A 22,129-nucleotide genomic window follows, 5' to 3' on the forward strand; every position below is an offset into this window, starting at 1 on the left:
CCCTGCCGCTGACAGGGAGCTCTTATGTCCGAAGATATCTTTGACGCCATCATCGTCGGTGCTGGGCTTGCCGGTTCGGTTGCCGCACTGGTGCTCGCCCGCGAAGGGGCGCAAGTGTTAGTTATCGAGCGTGGCAATTCCGCAGGTGCCAAGAACGTTACTGGCGGGCGTCTCTATGCCCACAGTCTGGAACACATTATTCCAGGTTTCGCCGAATCCGCCCCCGTAGAACGCCTGATCACCCATGAAAAACTCGCGTTTATGACGGAAAAGTCAGCGATGACTATGGACTACTGCAACGGTGACGAAACCTCGCCATCCCAGCGTTCTTACTCCGTTTTGCGCAGTAAATTTGATGCCTGGTTGATGGAGCAGGCCGAAGAAGCGGGCGCGCAGTTAATTACCGGGATTCGTGTCGATAACCTCGTACAGCGCGATGGCAAAGTTGTCGGTGTAGAAGCCGATGGCGATGTGATTGAAGCGAAAACGGTGATCCTTGCTGATGGGGTGAACTCCATCCTTGCCGAAAAGTTGGGGATGGCAAAACGCGTCAAACCGACGGATGTGGCGGTTGGCGTGAAGGAACTGATCGAGTTACCGAAGTCGGTAATCGAAGACCGTTTTCAGTTGCAGGGTAATCAGGGCGCGGCTTGCCTGTTTGCGGGTTCCCCCACCGATGGCCTGATGGGCGGCGGCTTCCTTTATACCAATGAAAATACCCTGTCGCTGGGGCTGGTTTGTGGTTTGCATCATCTGCATGACGCGAAAAAATCGGTGCCGCAAATGCTGGAAGATTTCAAACAACATCCGGCCGTTGCACCGCTGATCGCGGGCGGCAAGCTGGTGGAATATTCCGCTCACGTAGTGCCGGAAGCAGGTATCAACATGCTGCCGGAGCTGGTCGGTGACGGCGTATTGATTGCCGGTGATGCCGCCGGAATGTGTATGAACCTCGGTATTACCATTCGCGGTATGGATCTGGCGATTGCCGCCGGGGAAGCCGCAGCAAAAACCGTGCTTTCAGCGATGAAAAGCGACGATTTCAGTAAGCAAAAACTGGCGGAATATCGTCAGCATCTTGAGAGTGGCCCGCTGCGCGATATGCGTATGTACCAGAAACTACCGGCGTTCCTTGATAACCCACGCATGTTTAGCGGCTACCCGGAACTGGCGGTGGGCGTGGCGCGTGACCTGTTCACCATTGACGGCAGTGCGCCGGAACTGATGCGCAAGAAAATCCTCCGCCACGGCAAGAAAGTGGGCTTCATCAATCTGATCAAGGATGGCATGAAAGGAGTGACCGTTTTATGACTTCTCCCGTCAATGTGGACGTCAAACTGGGCGTCAATAAATTCAATGTCGATGAAGAGCATCCGCACATTGTTGTGAAGGCCGATGCCGATAAACAGGCGCTGGAGCTGCTGGTGAAAGCGTGCCCCGCAGGTCTGTACAAGAAGCAGGATGACGGCAGTGTGCGCTTCGATTACGCCGGATGTCTGGAGTGCGGCACCTGTCGCATTCTGGGGCTGGGGTCGGCGCTGGAACAGTGGGAATACCCGCGCGGCACCTTTGGTGTGGAGTTCCGTTACGGCTGATGTTGGTTTGATACGTAACGCCGTACTGACTCTCATTGCAAAAAAACAGGAATAACCCATGCAACCGTCCAGAAACTTTGACGATCTTAAATTCTCTTCTATTCACCGCCGCATTTTGCTGTGGGGAAGCGGTGGTCCGTTTCTGGATGGTTATGTACTGGTAATGATTGGCGTGGCGCTGGAGCAACTGACTCCGGCGCTGAAACTGGACGCTGACTGGATTGGCTTGCTGGGCGCGGGAACGCTCGCCGGGCTGTTCGTTGGCACATCGCTGTTTGGCTATATCTCCGATAAAGTCGGACGGCGCAAAATGTTCCTCATCGATATCATCGCCATCGGCGTGATATCCGTGGCGACGATGTTTGTCTCATCCCCCGTCGAACTGTTAGTGATGCGGGTACTCATCGGCATTGTCATCGGTGCAGATTATCCCATCGCCACTTCGATGATCACTGAGTTCTCCAGTACCCGTCAGCGGGCGTTTTCCATCAGCTTTATTGCCGCGATGTGGTATGTCGGCGCGACCTGCGCCGATCTGGTCGGTTACTGGCTTTATGATGTGGAAGGTGGTTGGCGCTGGATGCTGGGTAGCGCAGCGATCCCCTGTTTGTTGATTTTGATTGGTCGATTCGAACTGCCTGAATCTCCCCGCTGGTTGTTACGCAAAGGGCGAGTAAAAGAGTGCGAAGAGATGATGATCAAACTGTTTGGCGAACCGGTGGCTTTCGATGAAGAGCAGCCGCAGCAAACCCGTTTTCGCGATCTGTTTAATCGCCGCCATTTTCCTTTTGTTCTGTTTGTTGCCGCCATCTGGACCTGCCAGGTGATCCCGATGTTCGCCATCTACACCTTTGGCCCGCAAATCGTTGGTTTGTTGGGATTGGGTGTTGGCAAAAACGCGGCACTGGGGAACGTGGTGATTAGCCTGTTCTTTATGCTCGGCTGTATTCCACCGATGCTGTGGTTAAACACTGCCGGACGGCGTCCATTGTTGATTGGCAGCTTTGCCATGATGACGCTGGCGCTGGCGGTTTTGGGGCTGATCCCGGATATGGGGATCTGGCTGGTAGTGATGGCATTTGCGGTGTATGCCTTTTTCTCTGGCGGGCCGGGTAATTTGCAGTGGCTCTATCCTAATGAACTCTTCCCGACGGATATCCGCGCCTCTGCCGTGGGCGTGATTATGTCCTTAAGCCGTATTGGCACTATTGTTTCGACCTGGGCACTGCCGATCTTTATCAATAATTACGGTATCAGTAACACGATGCTAATGGGGGCGGGTATCTCGCTGTTTGGCTTGTTGATTTCCGTAGCGTTTGCCCCGGAGACTCGAGGGATGTCACTGGCGCAGACCAGCAATATGACGATCCGCGGGCAGAGAATGGGGTAATTTGTTCAGATTTCTCTCTTTTCTGAATCAATATTATTGACTATAAGCCGCGTGAATATATGGCTACACTTTGTGGGAAAACAAAGGCGTAATCACGCGGGCTACCTATGATTCTTATAATTTATGCGCATCCGTATCCGCATCATTCCCATGCGAATAAACGGATGCTTGAACAGGCAAGGACGCTGGAAGGCGTCGAAATTCGCTCTCTTTATCAACTCTATCCTGACTTCAATATCGATATTGCCGCCGAGCAGGAGGCGCTGTCTCGCGCCGATCTGATCGTCTGGCAGCACCCGATGCAGTGGTACAGCATTCCTCCGCTTCTTAAACTTTGGATCGATAAAGTCTTCTCGCACGGCTGGGCTTACGGTCACGGCGGCACGGCGCTGCATGGCAAACATTTACTGTGGGCGGTGACGACCGGCGGTGGGGAAAGCCATTTTGAGATTGGTGCGCATCCGGGCTTTGATGTGCTGTCACAGCCGCTACAGGCGACGGCAATCTACTGCGGGCTGAACTGGCTGCCACCGTTTGCCATGCACTGCACCTTTATTTGTGACGACGAAACCCTCGAAGGGCAGGCGCGGCACTATAAGCAACGGCTGCTGGAATGGCAGGAGGCACATCATGGATAGCCATACGCTGATTCAGGCGCTGATTTATCTCGGTTCGGCAGCGCTGATTGTACCCATTGCGGTACGTCTTGGTCTGGGATCGGTACTTGGCTACCTGATCGCTGGCTGCATTATTGGCCCGTGGGGGCTGCGACTGGTGACCGATGCCGAATCTATTCTGCACTTTGCCGAGATTGGCGTGGTGCTGATGCTGTTTATTATCGGCCTCGAACTCGATCCACAAAGGCTGTGGAAGCTGCGTGCGGCGGTGTTCGGTGGTGGCGCATTGCAGATGGTGATTTGCGGCGGCCTGCTGGGGCTGTTCTGTATGTTGCTTGGGCTGCGCTGGCAGGTCGCGGAATTGATCGGCATGACGCTGGCGCTCTCCTCTACGGCGATTGCCATGCAGGCGATGAATGAACGCAATCTGATGGTGACGCAAATGGGTCGCAGTGCCTTTGCGGTGCTGCTGTTCCAGGATATCGCGGCGATCCCGCTGGTGGCGATGATCCCGCTACTGGCGGCGAGCAGTGCCTCGACGACGATGGGCGCATTTGCTCTCTCGGCGTTAAAAGTGGCGGGCGCGCTGGTGCTGGTGGTATTGCTGGGGCGCTATGTCACGCGTCCGGCGCTGCGTTTTGTTGCCCGCTCTGGCTTGCGGGAAGTGTTTAGTGCCGTGGCTTTATTCCTCGTGTTTGGCTTTGGTTTGCTGCTGGAAGAGGTTGGCTTGTCGATGGCGATGGGCGCGTTTCTGGCGGGCGTACTGCTGGCAAGCTCGGAATACCGTCATGCGCTGGAGAGCGATATCGAGCCATTTAAAGGTTTGCTGTTGGGGTTGTTTTTCATCGGTGTTGGCATGTCGATAGACTTTGGCACGCTGATTGAAAACCCATTGCGCATTGTCATTTTGCTGCTCGGTTTCCTCATCATCAAAATCGCCATGCTGTGGCTGATTGCCCGGCCGTTGCAGGTGCCAAATAAACAGCGTCGCTGGTTTGCGGTGCTGTTAGGGCAGGGCAGTGAGTTTGCCTTTGTGGTATTTGGTGCGGCGCAAATGGCGAATGTGCTGGAGCCGGAGTGGGCGAAATCGCTGACCCTGGCGGTGGCGCTGTCGATGGCGGCAACGCCGATTCTGCTGGTGATCCTCAATCGCCTTGAGCAATCTTCTACTGAAGAGGCGCGTGAAGCCGATGAGATCGACGAAGAACAGCCGCGGGTAATCATTGCCGGATTCGGTCGTTTTGGGCAGATCACCGGACGTTTACTGCTCTCCAGCGGGGTGAAAATGGTGGTGCTCGATCACGACCCGGACCATATCGAAACGCTGCGTAAATTCGGTATGAAAGTGTTTTATGGCGATGCCACGCGGATGGATTTACTGGAATCTGCGGGAGCGGCGAAAGCGGAAGTGCTGATTAACGCCATCGACGATCCGCAAACCAACCTGCAACTGACGGAGATGGTGAAAGAACATTTCCCGCATTTGCAGATTATTGCCCGCGCCCGCGATGTCGACCACTACATTCGTTTGCGTCAGGCAGGCGTTGAAAAGCCAGAGCGAGAAACCTTTGAAGGTGCGCTGAAAACCGGGCGTCTGGCACTGGAAAGTTTAGGTCTGGGGCCGTATGAAGCGCGAGAACGCGCCGATGTGTTCCGCCGCTTTAATATTCAGATGGTGGAAGAGATGGCAATGGTTGAGAACGACACCAAAGCCCGCGCGGCGGTCTATAAACGCACCAGCGCGATGTTAAGTGAGATCATTACCGAGGACCGCGAACATCTGTCATTAATTCAACGACATGGCTGGCAGGGAACCGAAGAAGGTAAACATACCGGCAACATGGCGGATGAACCGGAAACGAAACCCTCATCCTAATAAAGAGTGACGTAAATCACACTTTACAGCTAACTGTTTGTTTTTGTTTCATTGTAATGCGGCGAGTCCAGGGAGAGAGCGTGGACTCGCCAGCAGAATATAAAATTTTCCTCAACATCATCCTCGCACCAGTCGACGACGGTTTACGCTTTACGTATAGTGGCGACAATTTTTTTTATCGGGAAATCTCAATGATCAGTCTGATTGCGGCGTTAGCGGTAGATCGCGTTATCGGCATGGAAAACGCCATGCCGTGGAACCTGCCTGCCGATCTCGCCTGGTTTAAACGCAACACTTTAAATAAACCCGTAATTATGGGCCGCCATACCTGGGAATCCATCGGTCGTCCGCTGCCAGGACGCAAAAATATTATCCTCAGCAGTCAACCGGGTACTGACGATCGCGTTACGTGGGTGAAATCGGTTGATGAAGCCATCGCGGCGTGTGGTGACGTACCAGAAATCATGGTGATTGGCGGTGGTCGCGTTTATGAGCAGTTCCTGCCCAAAGCGCAAAAACTGTATCTGACGCATATCGACGCAGAAGTGGAAGGCGACACCCATTTCCCGGATTACGAGCCGGATGACTGGGAATCGGTATTCAGCGAATTCCACGACGCTGATGCGCAGAACTCTCATAGCTATTGCTTTGAGATTCTGGAGCGGCGGTAAGTTTGTATATTAGAATTCCGGCATCACTGATACGTGCAGATATCCGTGTTTACTAGACGTATAAATTGTACAGGAGCACGATATCATGACTGCAAAACGTACCACACAAAGTGTGACCGTCACCGTCGACCGTGAGTTAGTCAATCGCGCTCGTGATGCAGGCTTAAATATGAGCGCCACCCTTACGGTTGCGCTCAATGCTGAACTTAAAAAACATGCAGCAACACGTTGGCGTGAAGAGAACGCAGAAGCTATCGCTGCGTTAAATCAATTGGCTGATGAAACCGGATGTTTCTCTGATGAGTACCGGAGCTTCTAGCGATGCAATTTACGGTATACCGCAGTCGCGGCAGGAACGCCGCGTTTCCCTTTGTTATCGATGTTACCAGCGACATTATTGGTGAGATTAATCGCCGTATTGTTATTCCATTAACACCTATTGAACGATTTATCCGTATTCGCCCTCCAGAACGGCTTAACACAATCCTTTTACTGGTAGACGGCAAAGAATATGTGCTCATGACGCATGAGACTGCAACTGTTCCAGTTAACGCGCTGGGAACGAAATTTTGAGATGCCAGCGCGCACCGAACGTTGATTAAAGGGGCATTAGATTTTATGCTCGACGGGATTTAAGACGCGACCGCCTCTCCTTCGCCCATATCCTTATGCCGGTTCGACGGCTGGACAAAATACTGTTTATCTTCCCAGCGCAGGCAGGTTAATGTACCACCCCAGCAGCAGCCAGTATCCAGCGCGTAAATACCTTCCGGCGTACCTTTGCCTTCCAGCGATGCCCAGTGACCAAAGGCGATGCTGTATTCTTCAGCGACAGGGCCAGGAATCGCAAACCACGGTTTCAGTGGGGCAGGGGCTTCTTCTGGCGATTCTTTGCTGTACATATCCAGTTGACCGTTCGGGAAGCAAAAACGCATCCGGGTAAAGGCGTTGGTGATAAACCGCAGTCTTCCTAGCCCCCGCAATTCCGGTGACCAGTTATTTGGCATATCGCCGTACATGGCGTCAAGAAAGAAGGGATAGGAGTCACTCGACAGCACCGCTTCTACATCGCGCGCGCACTCTTTGGCGGTCTGCAGATCCCACTGTGGCGTGATCCCGGCGTGGGCCATCACCAGCTTTTTCTCTTCGTCGATTTGCAGCAGAGGCTGGCGACGCAGCCAGTTAAGCAGCTCGTCGGCATCCGGCGCTTCCAGCAGCGGTGTCAGGCGATCTTTCGGTTTATTGCGGCTTATCCCGGCAAATACCGCCAGCAGATGCAGATCGTGATTGCCCAGCACCAGACGTACGCTGTCGCCTAAGGATTTCACATAGCGCAGAACATCCAGCGAACCGGGGCCGCGCGCGACCAGATCGCCCGTCAGCCAGAGGGTATCTTTCCCAGGGGTAAATTCTACTTTATGCAGCAATGCGATCAGTTCATCGTAACAACCATGAACGTCGCCAATAAGGTATGTCGCCATATTCTTTTAATGAATGAGTGTGGGAACGGCGAGTCGGAATACGGGAATGTCGATGCTGAAAGGGACGCCATTTTCATCGATCATTTCGTAGTGACCCTGCATGGTGCCCAGCGGGGTTTCAATGATTGCACCGCTGGTGTACTGGTACTCTTCGCCAGGTGCGATAAGTGGCTGGACGCCAACCACTCCTTCGCCCTGGACTTCGGTTTCACGGCCATTGCCATTGGTGATCAGCCAGTAACGCCCCAACAACTGCACTGGCGCTCGCCCCAGATTGCGTATGGTTACGGTATAAGCAAAAACGTAACGTTCATTATCAGGTGAAGATTGTGCCTCAATGTAGACGCTTTGAACCTGAATACACACTCGGGGCGAATTGATCATCGTTAACTCTCCTGCAAAGGCGCGTTCTCCGCCAGATAGTTCGCCATCTGGCAATATTGCGCGACAGAGATATTTTCCGCTCGCATCGCCGGGTCGATCCCCATTCCGGTTAACACCTCGACGCTAAACAGGTTGCCGAGGCTGTTACGAATGGTTTTACGACGCTGGTTAAAGGCTTCGGTGGTGATGCGGCTCAACACGCGAACATCTTTAACCGGGTGAGGCATCGTTGCATGAGGAACCAGGCGCACGACGGCGGAATCCACTTTGGGTGGTGGTGTAAAGGCTGACGGCGGAACTTCCAGCACCGGGATCACGTTGCAATAGTATTGCGCCATGACGCTTAATCGACCATACGCTTTGCTGTTCGGTCCTGCAACCAGACGATTCACCACCTCTTTTTGCAACATAAAGTGCATGTCGGCAATGGCATCAGTATAGCTAAACAGATGGAACATCAACGGCGTGGAGATGTTATAAGGCAGGTTGCCGAAAACACGCAGCGGCTGACCCATTTTCTCGGCCAGTTCGCCAAAGTTAAAGGTCATCGCATCCTGCTGATAAATCGTCAGTTTCGGGCCTAAGAATGGATGCGTTTGCAGACGTGCCGCCAGATCGCGGTCAAGTTCGATGACCGTCAGCTGGTCCAGACGTTCGCCGACCGGTTCGGTCAATGCCGCCAGACCGGGACCGATTTCGACCATCGCCTGGCCCTTCTGCGGGTTAATGGCAGAAACAATGCTGTCGATCACGAACTGATCGTTGAGAAAGTTTTGCCCGAAGCGTTTACGGGCTAAGTGGCCCTGGTGGACTCGATTATTCATTGGGTGTTAACAATCATTTTGATGGCGAGATTAAGCGCCGTAATAAAACTGCCGACATCGGCTTTACCACGTCCCGCCAGTTCAAGCGCGGTACCGTGATCTACTGATGTGCGAATAAAGGGCAGGCCCAGCGTAATGTTCACACCGCGCCCGAAGCCCTGGTATTTTAGCACGGGAAGACCCTGATCGTGGTACATCGCCAGCACGGCGTCGGCGTTATCAAGATATTTCGGCTGAAACAGGGTATCGGCAGGCAGCGGCCCGTTGAGTTTCATCCCCTGCGCCCGCAGCTTGTCGAGCACCGGAATAATGGTGTCTATCTCTTCCGTACCCATATGACCGCCTTCGCCCGCGTGCGGATTAAGGCCGCAGACCAGAATGCGCGGTTCGGCAATACCAAATTTGGTGCGCAAATCGTGATGCAAAATAGCAATCACTTCGTGCAAAAGCGCAGGGGTGATAGCGTCTGCGATATCGCGCAGCGGTAAATGCGTCGTTGCCAGCGCCACGCGAAGTTCTTCGGTCGCCAGCATCATCACCACTTTTTTCGCCTGCGAACGCTCTTCGAAAAACTCGGTATGACCGGTAAACGGAATGCCTGCGTCGTTAATGACGCCTTTATGCACGGGGCCTGTGATCAGCGCAGCAAATTCACCGTTCAGACAGCCATCACACGCTCGCGCCAGCGTTTCCACCACATAATGCCCATTTTCAACCGCTAACTGCCCCGCAGTGACAGATTCACGTAGCGCGACAGGAAGTAGCGTTAATGTGCCCGCAGTTTGCGGTTGTGCAGGGGAGTTGGGGGAATAAGGACGGAGGGTGAGCGGCAAACCGAGCATCGCTGCCCGGTCGGTAAGGAGAGTGGCATCGGCACAAACAACCAGTTCGACCGGCCACTCACGCTGTGCAAGCTGGACAACTAAGTCCGGGCCAATCCCGGCGGGCTCGCCGGGAGTGATCACAACACGTTGGGTTTTAACCATTAGTTGCTCAGGATTTTAACGTAGGCGCTGGCACGTTGTTCCTGCATCCAGCTTGCTGCTTCTTCCGAGAACTTACGGTTCATCAGCATGCGGTACGCACGATCTTTCTGCGCCGCGTCGGTTTTATCGACATTACGGGTATCCAGCAGTTCGATTAAATGCCAGCCGAATGAAGAGTGAACCGGTGCACTCATTTGACCTTTGTTCAGGCGGGTCAGGGCGTCACGGAAGGCCGGATCGAAAATATCTGGTGTAGCCCAACCGAGATCACCGCCCTGGTTAGCAGAGCCTGGATCCTGAGAGAACTCTTTCGCTGCGGCAGCAAAAGTCGTTTTACCACTCTTGATATCGGCAGCAATCTGTTCCAGTTTCACGCGGGCCTGTTCGTCAGTCATGATCGGTGACGGTTTCAGCAGAATATGGCGAGCATGAACTTCGGTCACCGAGATATTTTTGCTTTCGCCGCGCAGGTCGTTAACTTTCAGAATATGGAAGCCAACGCCGGAGCGAATCGGGCCAACAATGTCGCCTTTCTTCGCGGTGCTTAATGCCTGGGCGAAGATCCCCGGCAACTCCTGAATACGGCCCCAGCCCATCTGGCCGCCGTTCAGCGCCTGCTGGTCGGCAGAATGAGCAATCGCCAGCTTACCGAAATCAGCGCCGTTACGCGCCTGATCGACAATGGCACGCGCCTGGCTTTCCGCTTCGTTCACTTGATCAGAGGTCGGGTTTTCCGGCAGCGGGATCAGGATGTGGCTCAGGTTCAGCTCAGTGCTGGCGTCGTTTTGGTTACCCACCTGCTGCGCCAGGGATTCGACTTCCTGCGGCAGGATGGTGATGCGACGACGCACCTCGTTGTTACGCACTTCAGAGATAATCATCTCTTTGCGGATCTGGTTACGATAGGTGTTGTAGTTCAGACCATCGTAAGCCAGACGGCTGCGCATCTGATCCAGCGTCATGTTGTTCTGTTTCGCGATGTTAGCAATCGCCTGATCCAGCTGCTCATCGGAGATTTTCACTCCCATTTTCTGCCCCATCTGCAGGATGATTTGATCCATGATCAAACGTTCCATGATTTGGTGGCGCAGCGTCGCGTCATCAGGAAGTTGCTGTCTTGCCTGAGCAGCGTTCAGTTTTACCGACTGCATTAATCCATCAACGTCGCTTTCCAGCACGACGCCGTTATTGACGACGGCTGCGACTTTATCGACTACCTGGGGGGCAGCGAAACTGGTATTCGCGATCATGGCGATACCGAGAAGCAGCGTTTTCCAGTTCTTCATACTTTTTCCATTTCAATTAACCGCACTGCGGATTACGTGGTAAATCAACAAATCACAAAGTGTTTTGATACGGCAGAATGTTCGAACGCAGCATCTCTTGCGTACCCAGACCGTAGTTGGAGCTCAGGCCGCGAAGTTCGATGTTAAAGCCGATTGCGTTGTCATATACCGCATGTTGTTTATCGTTATCCCAACCGTTCAGCTTCCGCTCGTAACCGACGCGAATTGCATAGCAGCAGGAGCTGTATTGCACACCTAACATAGAGTCGGCTTGCTTGTTCGCATTGGTGTCGTAGTAGTAGGCCCCAACAATGGACCAACGATCGGCAATTGGCCAGCTGGCGACAGCACCTACCTGCGAAATACCATCTTTGTACTGAGGGGCATTCCAACGTTTATCTCTACTGTCTCTTGGGAGTGTAGCCTGAATATATTCCGGGCTGGCGTAACGGTAGTTCAGCTGCACCAGACGGTCTTCATCTCGGCGATACTCAATACTAGAACTACTGGTCGCCACGTTATCCAGGCGAGTGTCGTACTGAATCCCGCCACGCAATCCCCAACGCTCGGAGATACGCCAGTAGGTGTCGCCTGCCCACACCAGTGATCCCGTTTTGTCGTCATTCTCCCATGTTATGTTGTCATCGCCAGTGCGAGACTCCGTGAAATAGTAGATTTGACCAACGGAAATATTAAAACGTTCAACGGCAGCATCATCATATACGCGAGATGTGACACCGGTCGTCACCTGGTTAGCGGAGGCAATACGGTCAAGACCGCCGTAAGTCCGGTCCCGGAACAAGCCCGAATAATCGGATTGCAATAAGGCAGAGTCGTAGTTGTAGATATCGCTCTGATCGCGATACGGCACGTACAAATACTGCGCGCGCGGTTCCAGCGTTTGGGTAAAGCCCGGTGCCAGCAGATTCATATCACGTTCGAAGACCATTTTACCGTCAACTTTAAATTGCGGCATTACACGGTTAACAGAATCTGCCAACTTATTGTTTTGTGGATTGCTGTTATACCAGTCAAGATTAGTTTGCTGATAATGAGTTGCCAGCAACTTCGCTTCGGTATTGATGCTGCCCCAGTTATTAGAGAGCGGCAAATTGATGGTCGGTTCCAGGTGAACACGGGTTGCTTCAGGCATGTCGTCTCTGGTGTTTACAAAGTGCACTGCCTGGCCGTAAATGCGTGTATCAAACGGACCAACATCATTCTGGTAGTAGTTAACGTCTAACTGCGGCTCTGCCGAGTAGCTACTGGTGTTCTGTTCGCTGAAGACCTGGAACTGCTTGGTTGAAACGGTGGCATTGAAGTTTTGCACCGCATAGCCAACGCTGAATTTTTGCGTTGCGTAGCCGTCAGTACTGGAACCGTACTTGTTATCGAAATCATTGAAGTAGCTAGGATCGCTGACCTTGGTGTAGTCGACGTTGAAACGCCACACCTGATCCATGACCCCGGAGTGGTTCCAGTAGAATAACCAACGACGTGAACTGTCATCGTTCGGGTGTTCATCTTCATAGACTTTATCTGAAGGCAGATAGTCCAGTTCCATCAAGCCAGCGCCCGCCTGGGAGAGGTAGCGGAATTCGTTCTCCCACATGATATTGCCACGACGATGCATATAATGCGGCGTGATGGTGGCATCCATATTTGGCGCGATGTTCCAGTAATATGGCAGGTAGAACTCAAAGTAGTTGGTGGTGGTGTACTTGGCGTTCGGGATCAAGAAACCAGAGCGACGTTTGTCACCCACCGGCAACTGCAAATAGGGGCTATAAAAGATCGGTACCGGACCCACCTTAAAGCGGGCGTTCCAGATCTCCGCAACTTGTTCTTCGCGGTCATGAATAATTTCGCTACCTACCACGCTCCAGGTGTCAGAACCCGGCAGACAGGAGGTAAAGCTACCGTTATCCAGAATGGTATAGCGGTTTTCGCCACGTTGTTTCATCAGGTCCGCTTTACCGCGGCCCTGACGACCCACCATCTGGTAATCACCTTCCCAGACATTGGTATCTTTGGTGTTCAGATTCGCCCAGCCTTTCGGCCCTTTGAGGATCACTTGGTTATCGTCGTAATGGACATTACCGAGCGCATCAACGGTACGTACCGGCTCCGGTTGTCCTGGTGCCTCTTTTTGATGGAGCTGCACTTCGTCGGCCTGCAGACGGCTGTTACCCTGCATGATATCCACGCTGCCAGTAAACACGGCGTCATCCGGGTAGTCCCCTTTCGCGTGGTCAGCATTGATAGTCACGGGTAAGTCATTGGTATCGCCCTGTACCAGAGGACGATCATAGCTTGGCACGCCCAACATGCACTGTGAGGCGAGGTCGGCTGCCAGTCCCTGTTGACTATAAAGGGCGGTGGCAATCATGGTGGCCAGGAGAGTGGGGATACGTTTTTTCATACGTTGATTTTATTGTTCCATCATCGGTAACGTTGCGCGTGACAAACGGTCAGAGACTAACGTACTCGTCATCTCTACGCTAGTGTTAATCCTGTCCGAATAGCGTCAGTGGTGTTAGGCACGGCATTGAATGACAGGTATGATAATGCAAATTATAGGCGATGTCCCACAATTGACCGCAGCCGGAAAACGGTAAAAGCACCTTTATATTGTGGGAGATAGCCCTGATATCCGTGTGTCGATTTGGGGAATATATGCAGTATTGGGGAAAAATCATTGGCGTGGCCGTGGCCTTACTGATGGGCGGCGGCTTTTGGGGCGTAGTGTTAGGCCTGTTAATTGGCCATATGTTTGATAAAGCCCGTAGCCGTAAAATGGCGTGGTTCGCCAACCAGCGTGAGCGTCAGGCGCTGTTTTTTGCCACCACTTTTGAAGTGATGGGGCATTTAACCAAATCCAAAGGTCGCGTCACGGAGGCTGATATTCATATCGCCAGCCAGTTGATGGACCGAATGAACCTTCATGGCGCTTCCCGTACTGCGGCGCAAAACGCGTTCCGGGTGGGAAAATCAGACAATTACCCGCTGCGCGAAAAAATGCGCCAGTTTCGCAGTGTCTGCTTTGGTCGTTTTGACTTAATTCGTATGTTTCTGGAGATCCAGATTCAGGCAGCGTTTGCTGATGGTTCACTGCACCCGAATGAACGGGCGGTGCTGTATGTCATTGCCGAAGAGTTAGGCATCTCCCGCGCCCAGTTTGACCAGTTTTTGCGCATGATGCAGGGCGGTGCACAGTTTGGCGGCGGTTATCAGCAGCAATCTGGCGGTGGTAACTGGCAGCAAGCGCAGCGTGGCCCGACGCTGGAAGATGCCTGTAATGTGCTGGGCGTGAAGCCGACGGATGATGCGACCACCATCAAACGTGCCTACCGTAAGCTGATGAGTGAACACCATCCCGATAAGCTGGTGGCGAAAGGTTTGCCGCCTGAGATGATGGAGATGGCGAAGCAAAAAGCGCAGGAAATACAGCAGGCCTATGAATTGATTAAGCAGCAGAAAGGGTTTAAATGACCCTGTAAATGATGCTGAGTAACTGCCCACGATTAAAGGTGGCCGCCTTGGCGGTCACTTCTTTGAGAAAAGGCGTTTACTCAGAATGGTGGACAGGCTCAATGCACGGTTTACGGGAGGGGTTCTGTTGGTTTTATCGCGTTGACCCTGCTTAAGGTTGAGAGCTTTACGACGAGCGGAATTATATTTTTACGTCTTAAAAATAAAAAAACACATATCTGAATGAGCGATTTTTGAAAGTATATTTATTCAGAGTGCGCATGATGAGTTTTTAACTCAATGCGAGGCTATTACCATGAAAGTATCAGTTCCAGGCATGCCGGCTACACTTTTAAATATGAGCAATAACGATATTTATAAGATGGTGAGCGGGGACAAGATGGACGTGAAGATGAATATCTTTCAACGCTTGTGGGAGACGTTACGTCATCTGTTCTGGTCAGATAAACAGCCTGAGGCTTATAAACTTCTGTTCAATTTCGTGAATAACAAGGCTGGCAACATCAACGCCTCAGAATACTTTACTGGGGCTATCGACGAGAATGAGAGAGAAAAGTTTATCAATAGCCTGGAATTATTCAATAAACTCAAAACATGCGCAAAAAATCCGGATGAGATGGTCGCAAAGGCTAATATGTGCTGGGACACTCAGATCTACGGTGATATTGAGTTAAGTGTCACTTTTTTAATTGAAAATAATGAGATATGTACTCAGACGTTGAAGCTGTGCAAGGGCCTCGGTAGCTTGGGCGTTGATCTTAGAAACGCTTACCTTCCCGGCGTTGACATGAGGAATTGTTACCTTGGTAAAAAAACAATAATAGATAACAACGTCCTTTACTTGGAACCTGGGTGGAATGCTAACCTGGAAGGTGCTATCCTGGAAGGTGCTATCCTGGACGGTACTGACGCAATTATTATTAATAAAATCACCACCAAAAAAATTGCTACTGAAGAAATTACCACTAAACAAAGTACTGCTGAAGAAATTACTGACAACGCAATTATTGAATGAGCCAGAATAAGCTAAGGTTGAAGGGGCTGGAACGCCCCTTCAACCTTAGCAGTAGCGTGGGATGATTTCACAATTAGAAAGACCTGCATGATGAGCGAGAGAAGAGGCTGGTGATGCAAGGCGTCGTGCACGACGCGGATCACCGAGATGGGCATCGCCAACCAGACTGCTAATTAGCCCATGAATAACAATCAGAAAGGACCATAACAGACCCGATAAAATGAAATATTAGAGACGATCAACGGGTGAAAAAAAAGTTCAAAAATTCGCTGTGGAGCAGGAAGGGAATTACCGAATGGAAAGCGTAGCCACACGCAACGACTGAAAGCAGTTTGGCAGAAACAAAAAATCCCCGGACTCGGGGATTTATGTACAAGAGGCAGCCCTTAGGATGAGGGTATAAACGTACAGGAAAGGTTAAAAATCCGCTGGCGCTTTAAACGTCATACTATTGCCATACGCCGGATGGGTAATCGTCAGCATCTCTGCATGTAGCAACAAACGCGGTGCCATTGCTCTCGCTTCTGGTGATGCATAAAAACGATCGCCGAGAATCGGATGACCCAGCGCCAGCATATGCACACGCAGCTGATGCGAACGCCCGGTAATCGGTTTTAACACCACTCTTGCCGTGTTATCCGCCGCATACTCCACCACTTCATATTCCGTCTGCGCAGGTTTACCTGTTTCGTAACAGACTTTCTGTTTCGGGCGGTTTGGCCAGTCGCAAATCAGCGGCAGATCTACCAGACCTTCCGCAGGGGATGGATGCCCCCAGACGCGGGCCACATACTGCTTTTTCGGCTCGCGCTCGCGGAACTGGCGTTTTAACTCCCGCTCCGCGGCTTTGGTCAGCGCCACTACAATCACGCCGCTGGTAGCCATATCCAGACGATGCACCGATTCTGCCTGCGGATAATCACGCTGAATGCGCGTCATCACGCTGTCTTTGTGCTCTTCCAGACGACCCGGCACAGACAACAAACCGCTCGGCTTGTTGACCACCATAATGTGGTCATCCTGATACAGGATAACCAACCAGGGTTCCTGCGGTGGATTGTAGTTTTCCATCCCCATTTTCGGCTCCGTTACTGATGCGTTACAACGATCAAACGCAGGGCATCCAGACGCCAGCCTGCCTGATCCAGGCTTTCCATTACCTGCTGACGGTTGCTCTCAATGGCGGTCAGTTCGTCGTCACGAATGTTCGGGTTCACTGCACGCAGAGCTTCCAGACGAGACAGCTCGGCAGACAGTTTTTCGTCGGCTTCGTTACGTGCGGCATCAATCAGTGCACGGGCAGATTTCTCGATCTGCGCTTCACCCAACTGAAGGATCGCGTGAACATCCTGCTGCACGGCGTTAACCAGTTTGCTGCCGGTGTGACGGTTAACCGCGTTAAGCTGACGGTTAAAGGTTTCAAACTCCACCTGCGCCGCCAGGTTGTTGCCGTTTTTATCCAGCAGCATACGTACCGGTGTCGGCGGCAGGAAGCGGTTGAGCTGCAACTGCTTCGGAGCCTGGGCTTCAACCACGTAAATCAGTTCCACCAACAGCGTACCTACCGGCAACGCTTTGTTTTTCAACAGTGAAATCGTGCTGCTACCGGTGTCGCCAGAAAGGATCAGATCCAGACCGTTGCGGATCAGCGGATGCTCCCAGGTAATAAACTGCGCATCTTCACGCGCCAGCGCCACTTCACGGTCGAAGGTGATGGTGATGCCATCTTCCGACAAGCCAGGGAAGTCCGGCACCAGCATATGATCGGACGGCGTCAGCACGATCATGTTGTCGCCGCGATCGTCCTGATTGATACCGATAATATCGAACAGGTTCATGGCGAAGGCGATCAGGTTGGTATCGTCATCCTGCTCTTCAATGCTTTCTGCCAGTGCCTGGGCTTTTTCGCCACCGTTGGAATGGATTTCCAGCAGGCGGTCACGACCTTGTTCCAGCTGTGCTTTCAGCGCTTCATGTTGCTCGCGGCAGTTTTTGATCAGATCGTCAAAGCCTTCGGTCTCATCCGGTGAAGCCAGATAGTTAATCAGATCGTTGTATACGCTATCGTAGATAGTGCGTCCGGTCGGGCAGGTGTGTTCGAATGCATCCAGACCTTCGTGATACCAGCGCACCAGCACCGACTGAGCGGTTTTCTCCAGATAAGGCACATGGATCTGAATATCGTGCGCCTGACCGATACGATCCAGACGACCAATACGCTGCTCCAGCAGATCCGGGTTGAATGGCAGGTCAAACATTACCATGTGGCTGGCGAACTGGAAGTTACGTCCTTCAGAACCGATTTCCGAGCACAGCAGTACCTGTGCGCCGGTGTCTTCTTCAGCAAACCAGGCGGCAGCGCGGTCACGTTCAATAATCGACATGCCTTCGTGGAACACCGCGGCGCGGATACCTTCACGTTCGCGCAGTACTTGCTCCAGTTGCAGCGCAGTGGCAGCTTTAGCGCAGATCACCAGCACTTTCTGAGAGCGATGGCTGGTCAGGTAGCCCATCAGCCACTCAACGCGCGGATCGAAGTTCCACCAGGTGGCGTTATCACCTTCAAATTCCTGATAAATACGCTCCGGGTAGAGCATATCGCGAGCGCGATCTTCCGCACTTTTGCGTGCGCCCATAATGCCGGAGACTTTAATAGCCGTCTGATACTGCGTCGGCAGCGGCAGCTTAATGGTGTGCAGCTCGCGTTTCGGGAAGCCTTTCACACCGTTACGCGTGTTACGGAACAGCACGCGGCTGGTGCCGTGGCGATCCATCAGCATGGAAACCAGTTCCTGACGGGCGCTCTGTGCATCTTCGCTGTCGCTGTTTGCTGCTTGCAACAGCGGCTCGATATCCTGCTCGCCGATCATCTCACCGAGCATGTTCAGTTCGTCATTGCTCAGTTTGTTACCTGCCAGCAGCATGGCAACGGCGTCCGCAACCGGACGATAATTTTTCTGTTCTTCAACGAATTGCGCAAAATCGTGGAAACGGTTCGGGTCCAGCAGACGCAGACGGGCGAAGTGGCTTTCCATCCCCAGTTGTTCCGGGGTTGCGGTCAGCAGCAGAACGCCGGGCACGTGCTCTGCCAGTTGTTCAATGGCCTGATATTCGCGGCTCGGCGCATCTTCGCTCCACACCAGGTGATGGGCTTCATCGACCACTAGCAGATCCCATTCGGCTTCACAGAGATGTTCCAGACGCTGTTTGCTACGACGGGCAAAATCCAGCGAGCAAATCACCAGCTGTTCGGTGTCGAACGGGTTGTAAGCATCGTGCTGAGCTTCGGCATAACGCTCATCATCAAACAGAGCAAAGCGCAGGTTGAAACGGCGCAGCATTTCTACCAGCCACTGATGCTGTAAGGTTTCCGGGACGATAATCAGCACACGTTCAGCAGCGCCAGAGAGCAGTTGCTGATGCAGGATCATCCCGGCTTCAATGGTTTTCCCTAAACCGACTTCGTCAGCGAGCAGGACGCGCGGCGCGTGGCGGCGACCAACATCATGAGCGATGTTGAGCTGGTGCGGGATCAGGCTGGTACGCTGACCGCGCAGGCCGCTGTACGGCATACGGAACTGTTCGCTGGAATACTTACGCGCGCGATAACGCAGCGCAAAGCGGTCCATACGGTCAATCTGCCCGGCAAACAGACGGTCCTGCGGTTTGCTGAACACCAGTTTGCTATCAAGGAAAACTTCACGCAGGGCTACGCCGGACTCTTCAGTATCCAGGCGAGTACCGATATAGGTCAGCAAGCCATTTTCTTCTTTTACTTCTTCGACTTGCATCTGCCAGCCGTCATGGCTGGTAATGGTATCACCAGGGTTGAACATCACGCGGGTCACGGGGGAATCACTGCGTGCGTACAGACGGTTTTCACCAGTAGATGGGAAAAGTAAAGTGACAGTTCGCGCATCCACCGCGACAACGGTTCCAAGTCCCAATTCGCTTTCTGTATCGCTGATCCAGCGTTGACCAAGTGTAAAAGGCATATGTGTTCGGCTCTATATCTTTAATTGCAGGCAATAACCACCCGCTACCGTGCTTATGAGGTAGTGGTGTTATTCAGGTCCAGGAATGGAAAGGGCGCTATGGTACTGGATGGCAAAGCATTCGTCACGCATCAAAATGGTATCTGGCGAACTCTTTTTTTGCTCAAAATAGCCCAAGTTGCCCGGTCATAAGTGTAGCAAAATTATCCTCAATAAAAGGGAGTATTCCCTCCGCCACGGGTTGTAGCTGGCGGGTCAGATAGTGTTCGTAATCCAGTGGTGAACGTTGGTAGTCCAGCGGCTCCGGGCCGTTGGTGGTCCATACGTACTTAATGGTGCCGCGGTTCTGATATTGCAAGGGGCGACCGCGCTTTTGGTTTTCTTCATCGGCAAGGCGAGCGGCGCGTACATGAGGCGGAACATTACGCTGATATTCGCTCAGCGGACGGCGAAGGCGTTTACGGTAAACCAGCCGCGCATCCAGTTCACCCGCCATCAGTTTGTCGATGGTTTCGCGGACGTACTCCTGATATGGCTCGTTGCGGAAGATACGCAGGTACAGCTCCTGCTGAAACTGCTGGGCCAGCGGCGTCCAGTCGGTGCGCACGGTTTCCAGCCCTTTAAACACCATCCGCTGCTTATCGCCCTCCTGAATCAGCCCGGCATAACGCTTTTTACTACCGGTATCGGCTCCGCGAATGGTTGGCATCAGAAAACGGCAGAAATGGGTTTCATACTCCAGTTCTAATGCGCTGGTCAGCCGTTGTTTTTGCAGCGTTTCTGCCCACCAGGCGTTAACGTGCTGCACCAGTGCACGACCAATTTTCGCCGCTTCTTCTTCCGAATGTGCGCCTTTTAACCAGACAAACGTTGAGTCGGTATCGCCGTAGATCACGTCGTAGCCCTGCGCTTCAATCAATGCTTTGGTTTGCCGCATGATCTGATGACCACGCATGGTGATCGACGACGCCAGGCGCGGATCGAAGAAGCGGCAGGCGGTGGTGCCAAGCACGCCATAAAAGGCATTCATAATGATCTTCAGCGCCTGCGAAAGCGGCTTATTACCCTGACGTTTGGCTTCATCGCGCCCGTGCCAGATGTTAGTCACAATCTCCGGCAGGCAATGTTTCTCCCGCGAGAACCAGGCATCGAGAAAACCTTCGGTGCTGTGCTCTGGATCAGGCTGCGCCATGCCTTCCACCAGCCCGACGGGATCAATCAGAAAGGTGCGGATGATCGACGGGTACAGGCTTTTGTAGTCCAGCACCAGTACCGAATCATAAAGCCCTGGCCGCGAATCCATCACATAGCCGCCAGGGCTGGCGTGTGGCGGCACTTCGCCGAGATTAGGCGCGACATAACCAGCGCGATGCATTCGCGGAAAATAGAGATGACCAAACGCTGCCACCGACCCCCCGTGCCGATCTACCGGCAGGCCGTTCACCGTCGCTCGTTCGAGTAAAAACGGCATGATTTCAGTTTTGTGGAAGATCTGCGTCACCAGCTCGCAATCTTTCAGGTTATAAGTTGCCAGCGCAGGTTTATCTTCGGCGAAACGGCGGTCAATTTCGTCCATCCGATCCCACGGGTTATCGATAGATTTTCCTTCGCCTAATAACTCCTGAGCGACGGTTTCCAGCGAGAATGAAGAGAAATTCCAGAACGCGGATTTCAGCGCCTCGATACCGTCGATAATCAGCCGCCCTTTGGCCTGGGCAAAAAAGACGCCGTTTTTAAAGCCGTGCTCGCGCCACTCCAGCTCACTGTTATCGCGCCCCAGCCGCAGCGGAATACGATAACGCTCAGCATGTTTTTGCAGCATTCGCAGATCGAACTGCACCACGTTCCAGCCGATGATCACATCGGGATCGTGAGTCGCAAACCAGGCGTTGAGTTTTTCCAGTAGCTGCGGGCGGCTGGCGACGTACTCCAGTTCGAAATCGAGCGCGGAGGCGTCGCCATTCTCTGGCCCCAGCATATAAACGATGCGCTGCCCGCACCCTTCCAGGCCGATGCAGTACAGCTCACCGTGGCGGGTGGTTTCAATATCAATAGAAACCCACTTGAGCGGCGGACGATAGTTGGGATGCGGTTTCAGACGGGCATTAACGATAGCGCCATTGCGGATATCACCCTCGACCCACACCGGTGAGGTGATAAACCGCTCCATCAGATAGCGTTCTGGCGGGCGCACATCGGCCTCGTAGACGGTAACGCCAGCTTCACGCAGGCGCTTTTCGTAATTTATCAACTGGCGATGGGCGCGACAGTAAAGGCCATACACCGGCTGGCGATGAAAATCCTTTAACGCCAGCGGCGTCAGGCGAAAGCCTTGTTCACCCTGCAAAATATGCTGAGCGCGGGGAACCTGATCGGCGGGAATAAAGGCCACGGACTCTTGCGGTGCAAGCGTAACCTGCAACGGCCCGTTGTCCGTCGCTAACCAAAAGGAAACTTCGGTTCCTTGCGGGGTATCCCGCCAGTGTCGGGTTAAGATAAAACCTGCCTGCGCCACGC

General features: G+C 52.9%; 18 protein-coding genes and 2 pseudogenes. 10 read left to right on the forward strand and 10 right to left on the reverse strand.

Annotated elements, in window-relative coordinates; translation table 11 throughout:
- Positions 1 to 24 precede the first annotated feature (24 nt).
- The 8 genes and pseudogenes from ACJHXB_RS04435 to ACJHXB_RS04470 all read left to right on the forward strand — a co-directional run bounded on the left by ACJHXB_RS04435 (position 25) and on the right by ACJHXB_RS04470 (position 6,785).
- A complete protein-coding gene (locus ACJHXB_RS04435) occupies positions 25 to 1,311 on the forward strand; it encodes an FAD-dependent oxidoreductase (RefSeq protein WP_001287745.1) in 1,287 nt (428 codons plus the stop codon).
- Positions 1,308 to 1,595 carry a ferredoxin-like protein FixX gene (fixX, locus tag ACJHXB_RS04440; RefSeq protein WP_000203741.1) on the forward strand — a complete coding sequence of 96 codons (288 nt, stop codon included), beginning with the start codon at positions 1,308 to 1,310 and terminating at the stop codon, positions 1,593 to 1,595. Before ACJHXB_RS04435 ends, fixX begins: the two co-directional genes overlap by 4 nt.
- Before the next feature lie 58 nt (positions 1,596 to 1,653).
- Positions 1,654 to 2,985: an MFS transporter gene (locus ACJHXB_RS04445; protein ID WP_001183198.1), complete on the forward strand. Its 1,332-nt coding sequence runs from the start codon at positions 1,654 to 1,656 to the stop codon at positions 2,983 to 2,985.
- 107 nt (positions 2,986 to 3,092) lie between these two features.
- The gene (gene kefF / locus ACJHXB_RS04450; protein WP_000600725.1) at positions 3,093 to 3,623 is read left to right on the forward strand and encodes a glutathione-regulated potassium-efflux system oxidoreductase KefF; all 531 of its coding nucleotides are present in this window, start codon (positions 3,093 to 3,095) and stop codon (positions 3,621 to 3,623) included.
- Positions 3,616 to 5,478: a glutathione-regulated potassium-efflux system protein KefC gene (gene kefC / locus ACJHXB_RS04455; protein WP_000377114.1), complete on the forward strand. Its 1,863-nt coding sequence runs from the start codon at positions 3,616 to 3,618 to the stop codon at positions 5,476 to 5,478. The genes kefF and kefC overlap by 8 nt, the downstream gene beginning before the upstream one ends.
- Positions 5,479 to 5,669: 191 nt before the next feature.
- Complete coding sequence (folA, locus tag ACJHXB_RS04460; protein WP_000624375.1) at positions 5,670 to 6,149, forward strand: type 3 dihydrofolate reductase; 480 nt, start codon at positions 5,670 to 5,672, stop codon at positions 6,147 to 6,149.
- Between the two features lie 85 nt (positions 6,150 to 6,234).
- A complete protein-coding gene (locus ACJHXB_RS04465) occupies positions 6,235 to 6,468 on the forward strand; it encodes a type II toxin-antitoxin system CcdA family antitoxin (protein ID WP_000125566.1) in 234 nt (77 codons plus the stop codon).
- A 2-nt stretch (positions 6,469 to 6,470) separates the two neighbouring features.
- Positions 6,471 to 6,785: pseudogene (locus ACJHXB_RS04470) on the forward strand (CcdB family protein).
- Here ACJHXB_RS04470 and apaH read toward each other — a convergent pair.
- The 6 genes from apaH to lptD are packed head-to-tail and all read right to left on the reverse strand — an operon-like array spanning position 6,782 to position 13,532.
- Positions 6,782 to 7,630, reverse strand: a complete 849-nt coding sequence (apaH, locus tag ACJHXB_RS04475; RefSeq protein WP_000257196.1) for a bis(5'-nucleosyl)-tetraphosphatase (symmetrical) ApaH — start codon at positions 7,628 to 7,630, stop codon at positions 6,782 to 6,784. The pseudogene ACJHXB_RS04470 and the gene apaH sit on opposite strands and share 4 nt — an antisense overlap.
- A 6-nt stretch (positions 7,631 to 7,636) precedes the next feature.
- Positions 7,637 to 8,014: a Co2+/Mg2+ efflux protein ApaG gene (apaG, locus tag ACJHXB_RS04480; RefSeq protein ID WP_000610901.1), complete on the reverse strand. Its 378-nt coding sequence runs from the start codon at positions 8,012 to 8,014 to the stop codon at positions 7,637 to 7,639.
- Between the two features lie 2 nt (positions 8,015 to 8,016).
- The gene (rsmA, locus tag ACJHXB_RS04485) at positions 8,017 to 8,838 is read right to left on the reverse strand and encodes a 16S rRNA (adenine(1518)-N(6)/adenine(1519)-N(6))-dimethyltransferase RsmA (RefSeq protein ID WP_001065381.1); all 822 of its coding nucleotides are present in this window, start codon (positions 8,836 to 8,838) and stop codon (positions 8,017 to 8,019) included.
- Entirely contained in the window at positions 8,835 to 9,824 is a 990-nt protein-coding gene (gene pdxA, locus ACJHXB_RS04490; RefSeq protein WP_000241249.1) for a 4-hydroxythreonine-4-phosphate dehydrogenase PdxA, read from the reverse strand. The genes rsmA and pdxA overlap by 4 nt, the downstream gene beginning before the upstream one ends.
- Entirely contained in the window at positions 9,824 to 11,110 is a 1,287-nt protein-coding gene (gene surA, locus ACJHXB_RS04495; protein ID WP_000800457.1) for a peptidylprolyl isomerase SurA, read from the reverse strand. The genes pdxA and surA overlap by 1 nt, the downstream gene beginning before the upstream one ends.
- A 52-nt stretch (positions 11,111 to 11,162) precedes the next feature.
- The gene (gene lptD, locus ACJHXB_RS04500; RefSeq protein WP_000746146.1) at positions 11,163 to 13,532 is read right to left on the reverse strand and encodes an LPS assembly protein LptD; all 2,370 of its coding nucleotides are present in this window, start codon (positions 13,530 to 13,532) and stop codon (positions 11,163 to 11,165) included.
- A 254-nt stretch (positions 13,533 to 13,786) separates the two neighbouring features.
- On the opposite strand from lptD, the gene djlA reads away from it, so the two are divergent.
- Positions 13,787 to 14,602, forward strand: a complete 816-nt coding sequence (gene djlA, locus ACJHXB_RS04505; RefSeq protein WP_001200573.1) for a co-chaperone DjlA — start codon at positions 13,787 to 13,789, stop codon at positions 14,600 to 14,602.
- A 295-nt stretch (positions 14,603 to 14,897) separates the two neighbouring features.
- Complete coding sequence (locus ACJHXB_RS04510) at positions 14,898 to 15,617, forward strand: pentapeptide repeat-containing protein (protein WP_001605051.1); 720 nt, start codon at positions 14,898 to 14,900, stop codon at positions 15,615 to 15,617.
- A 26-nt stretch (positions 15,618 to 15,643) separates the two neighbouring features.
- Here the strand turns inward: ACJHXB_RS04510 and ACJHXB_RS04515 are convergent.
- From ACJHXB_RS04515 to polB, 4 genes and pseudogenes are all read right to left on the reverse strand, one after another.
- Positions 15,644 to 15,822, reverse strand: a pseudogene (locus tag ACJHXB_RS04515) (transposase DNA-binding-containing protein); the annotation flags it as partial.
- A 212-nt stretch (positions 15,823 to 16,034) separates the two neighbouring features.
- Entirely contained in the window at positions 16,035 to 16,694 is a 660-nt protein-coding gene (gene rluA, locus ACJHXB_RS04520) for a bifunctional tRNA pseudouridine(32) synthase/23S rRNA pseudouridine(746) synthase RluA (protein ID WP_000525176.1), read from the reverse strand.
- 11 nt (positions 16,695 to 16,705) lie between these two features.
- A complete protein-coding gene (gene rapA, locus ACJHXB_RS04525) occupies positions 16,706 to 19,612 on the reverse strand; it encodes an RNA polymerase-associated protein RapA (protein WP_001117001.1) in 2,907 nt (968 codons plus the stop codon).
- 163 nt (positions 19,613 to 19,775) lie between these two features.
- On the reverse strand, positions 19,776 to 22,127 hold the full coding sequence (polB, locus tag ACJHXB_RS04530; protein ID WP_000035626.1) for a DNA polymerase II: 2,352 nt from the start codon (positions 22,125 to 22,127) through the stop codon (positions 19,776 to 19,778).
- Between the last annotated feature and the right edge of the window lie 2 nt (positions 22,128 to 22,129).

This window comes from Escherichia sp. WS3227_2 (genome assembly GCF_046486495.1).
Classification (GTDB): domain Bacteria; phylum Pseudomonadota; class Gammaproteobacteria; order Enterobacterales; family Enterobacteriaceae; genus Escherichia; species Escherichia coli.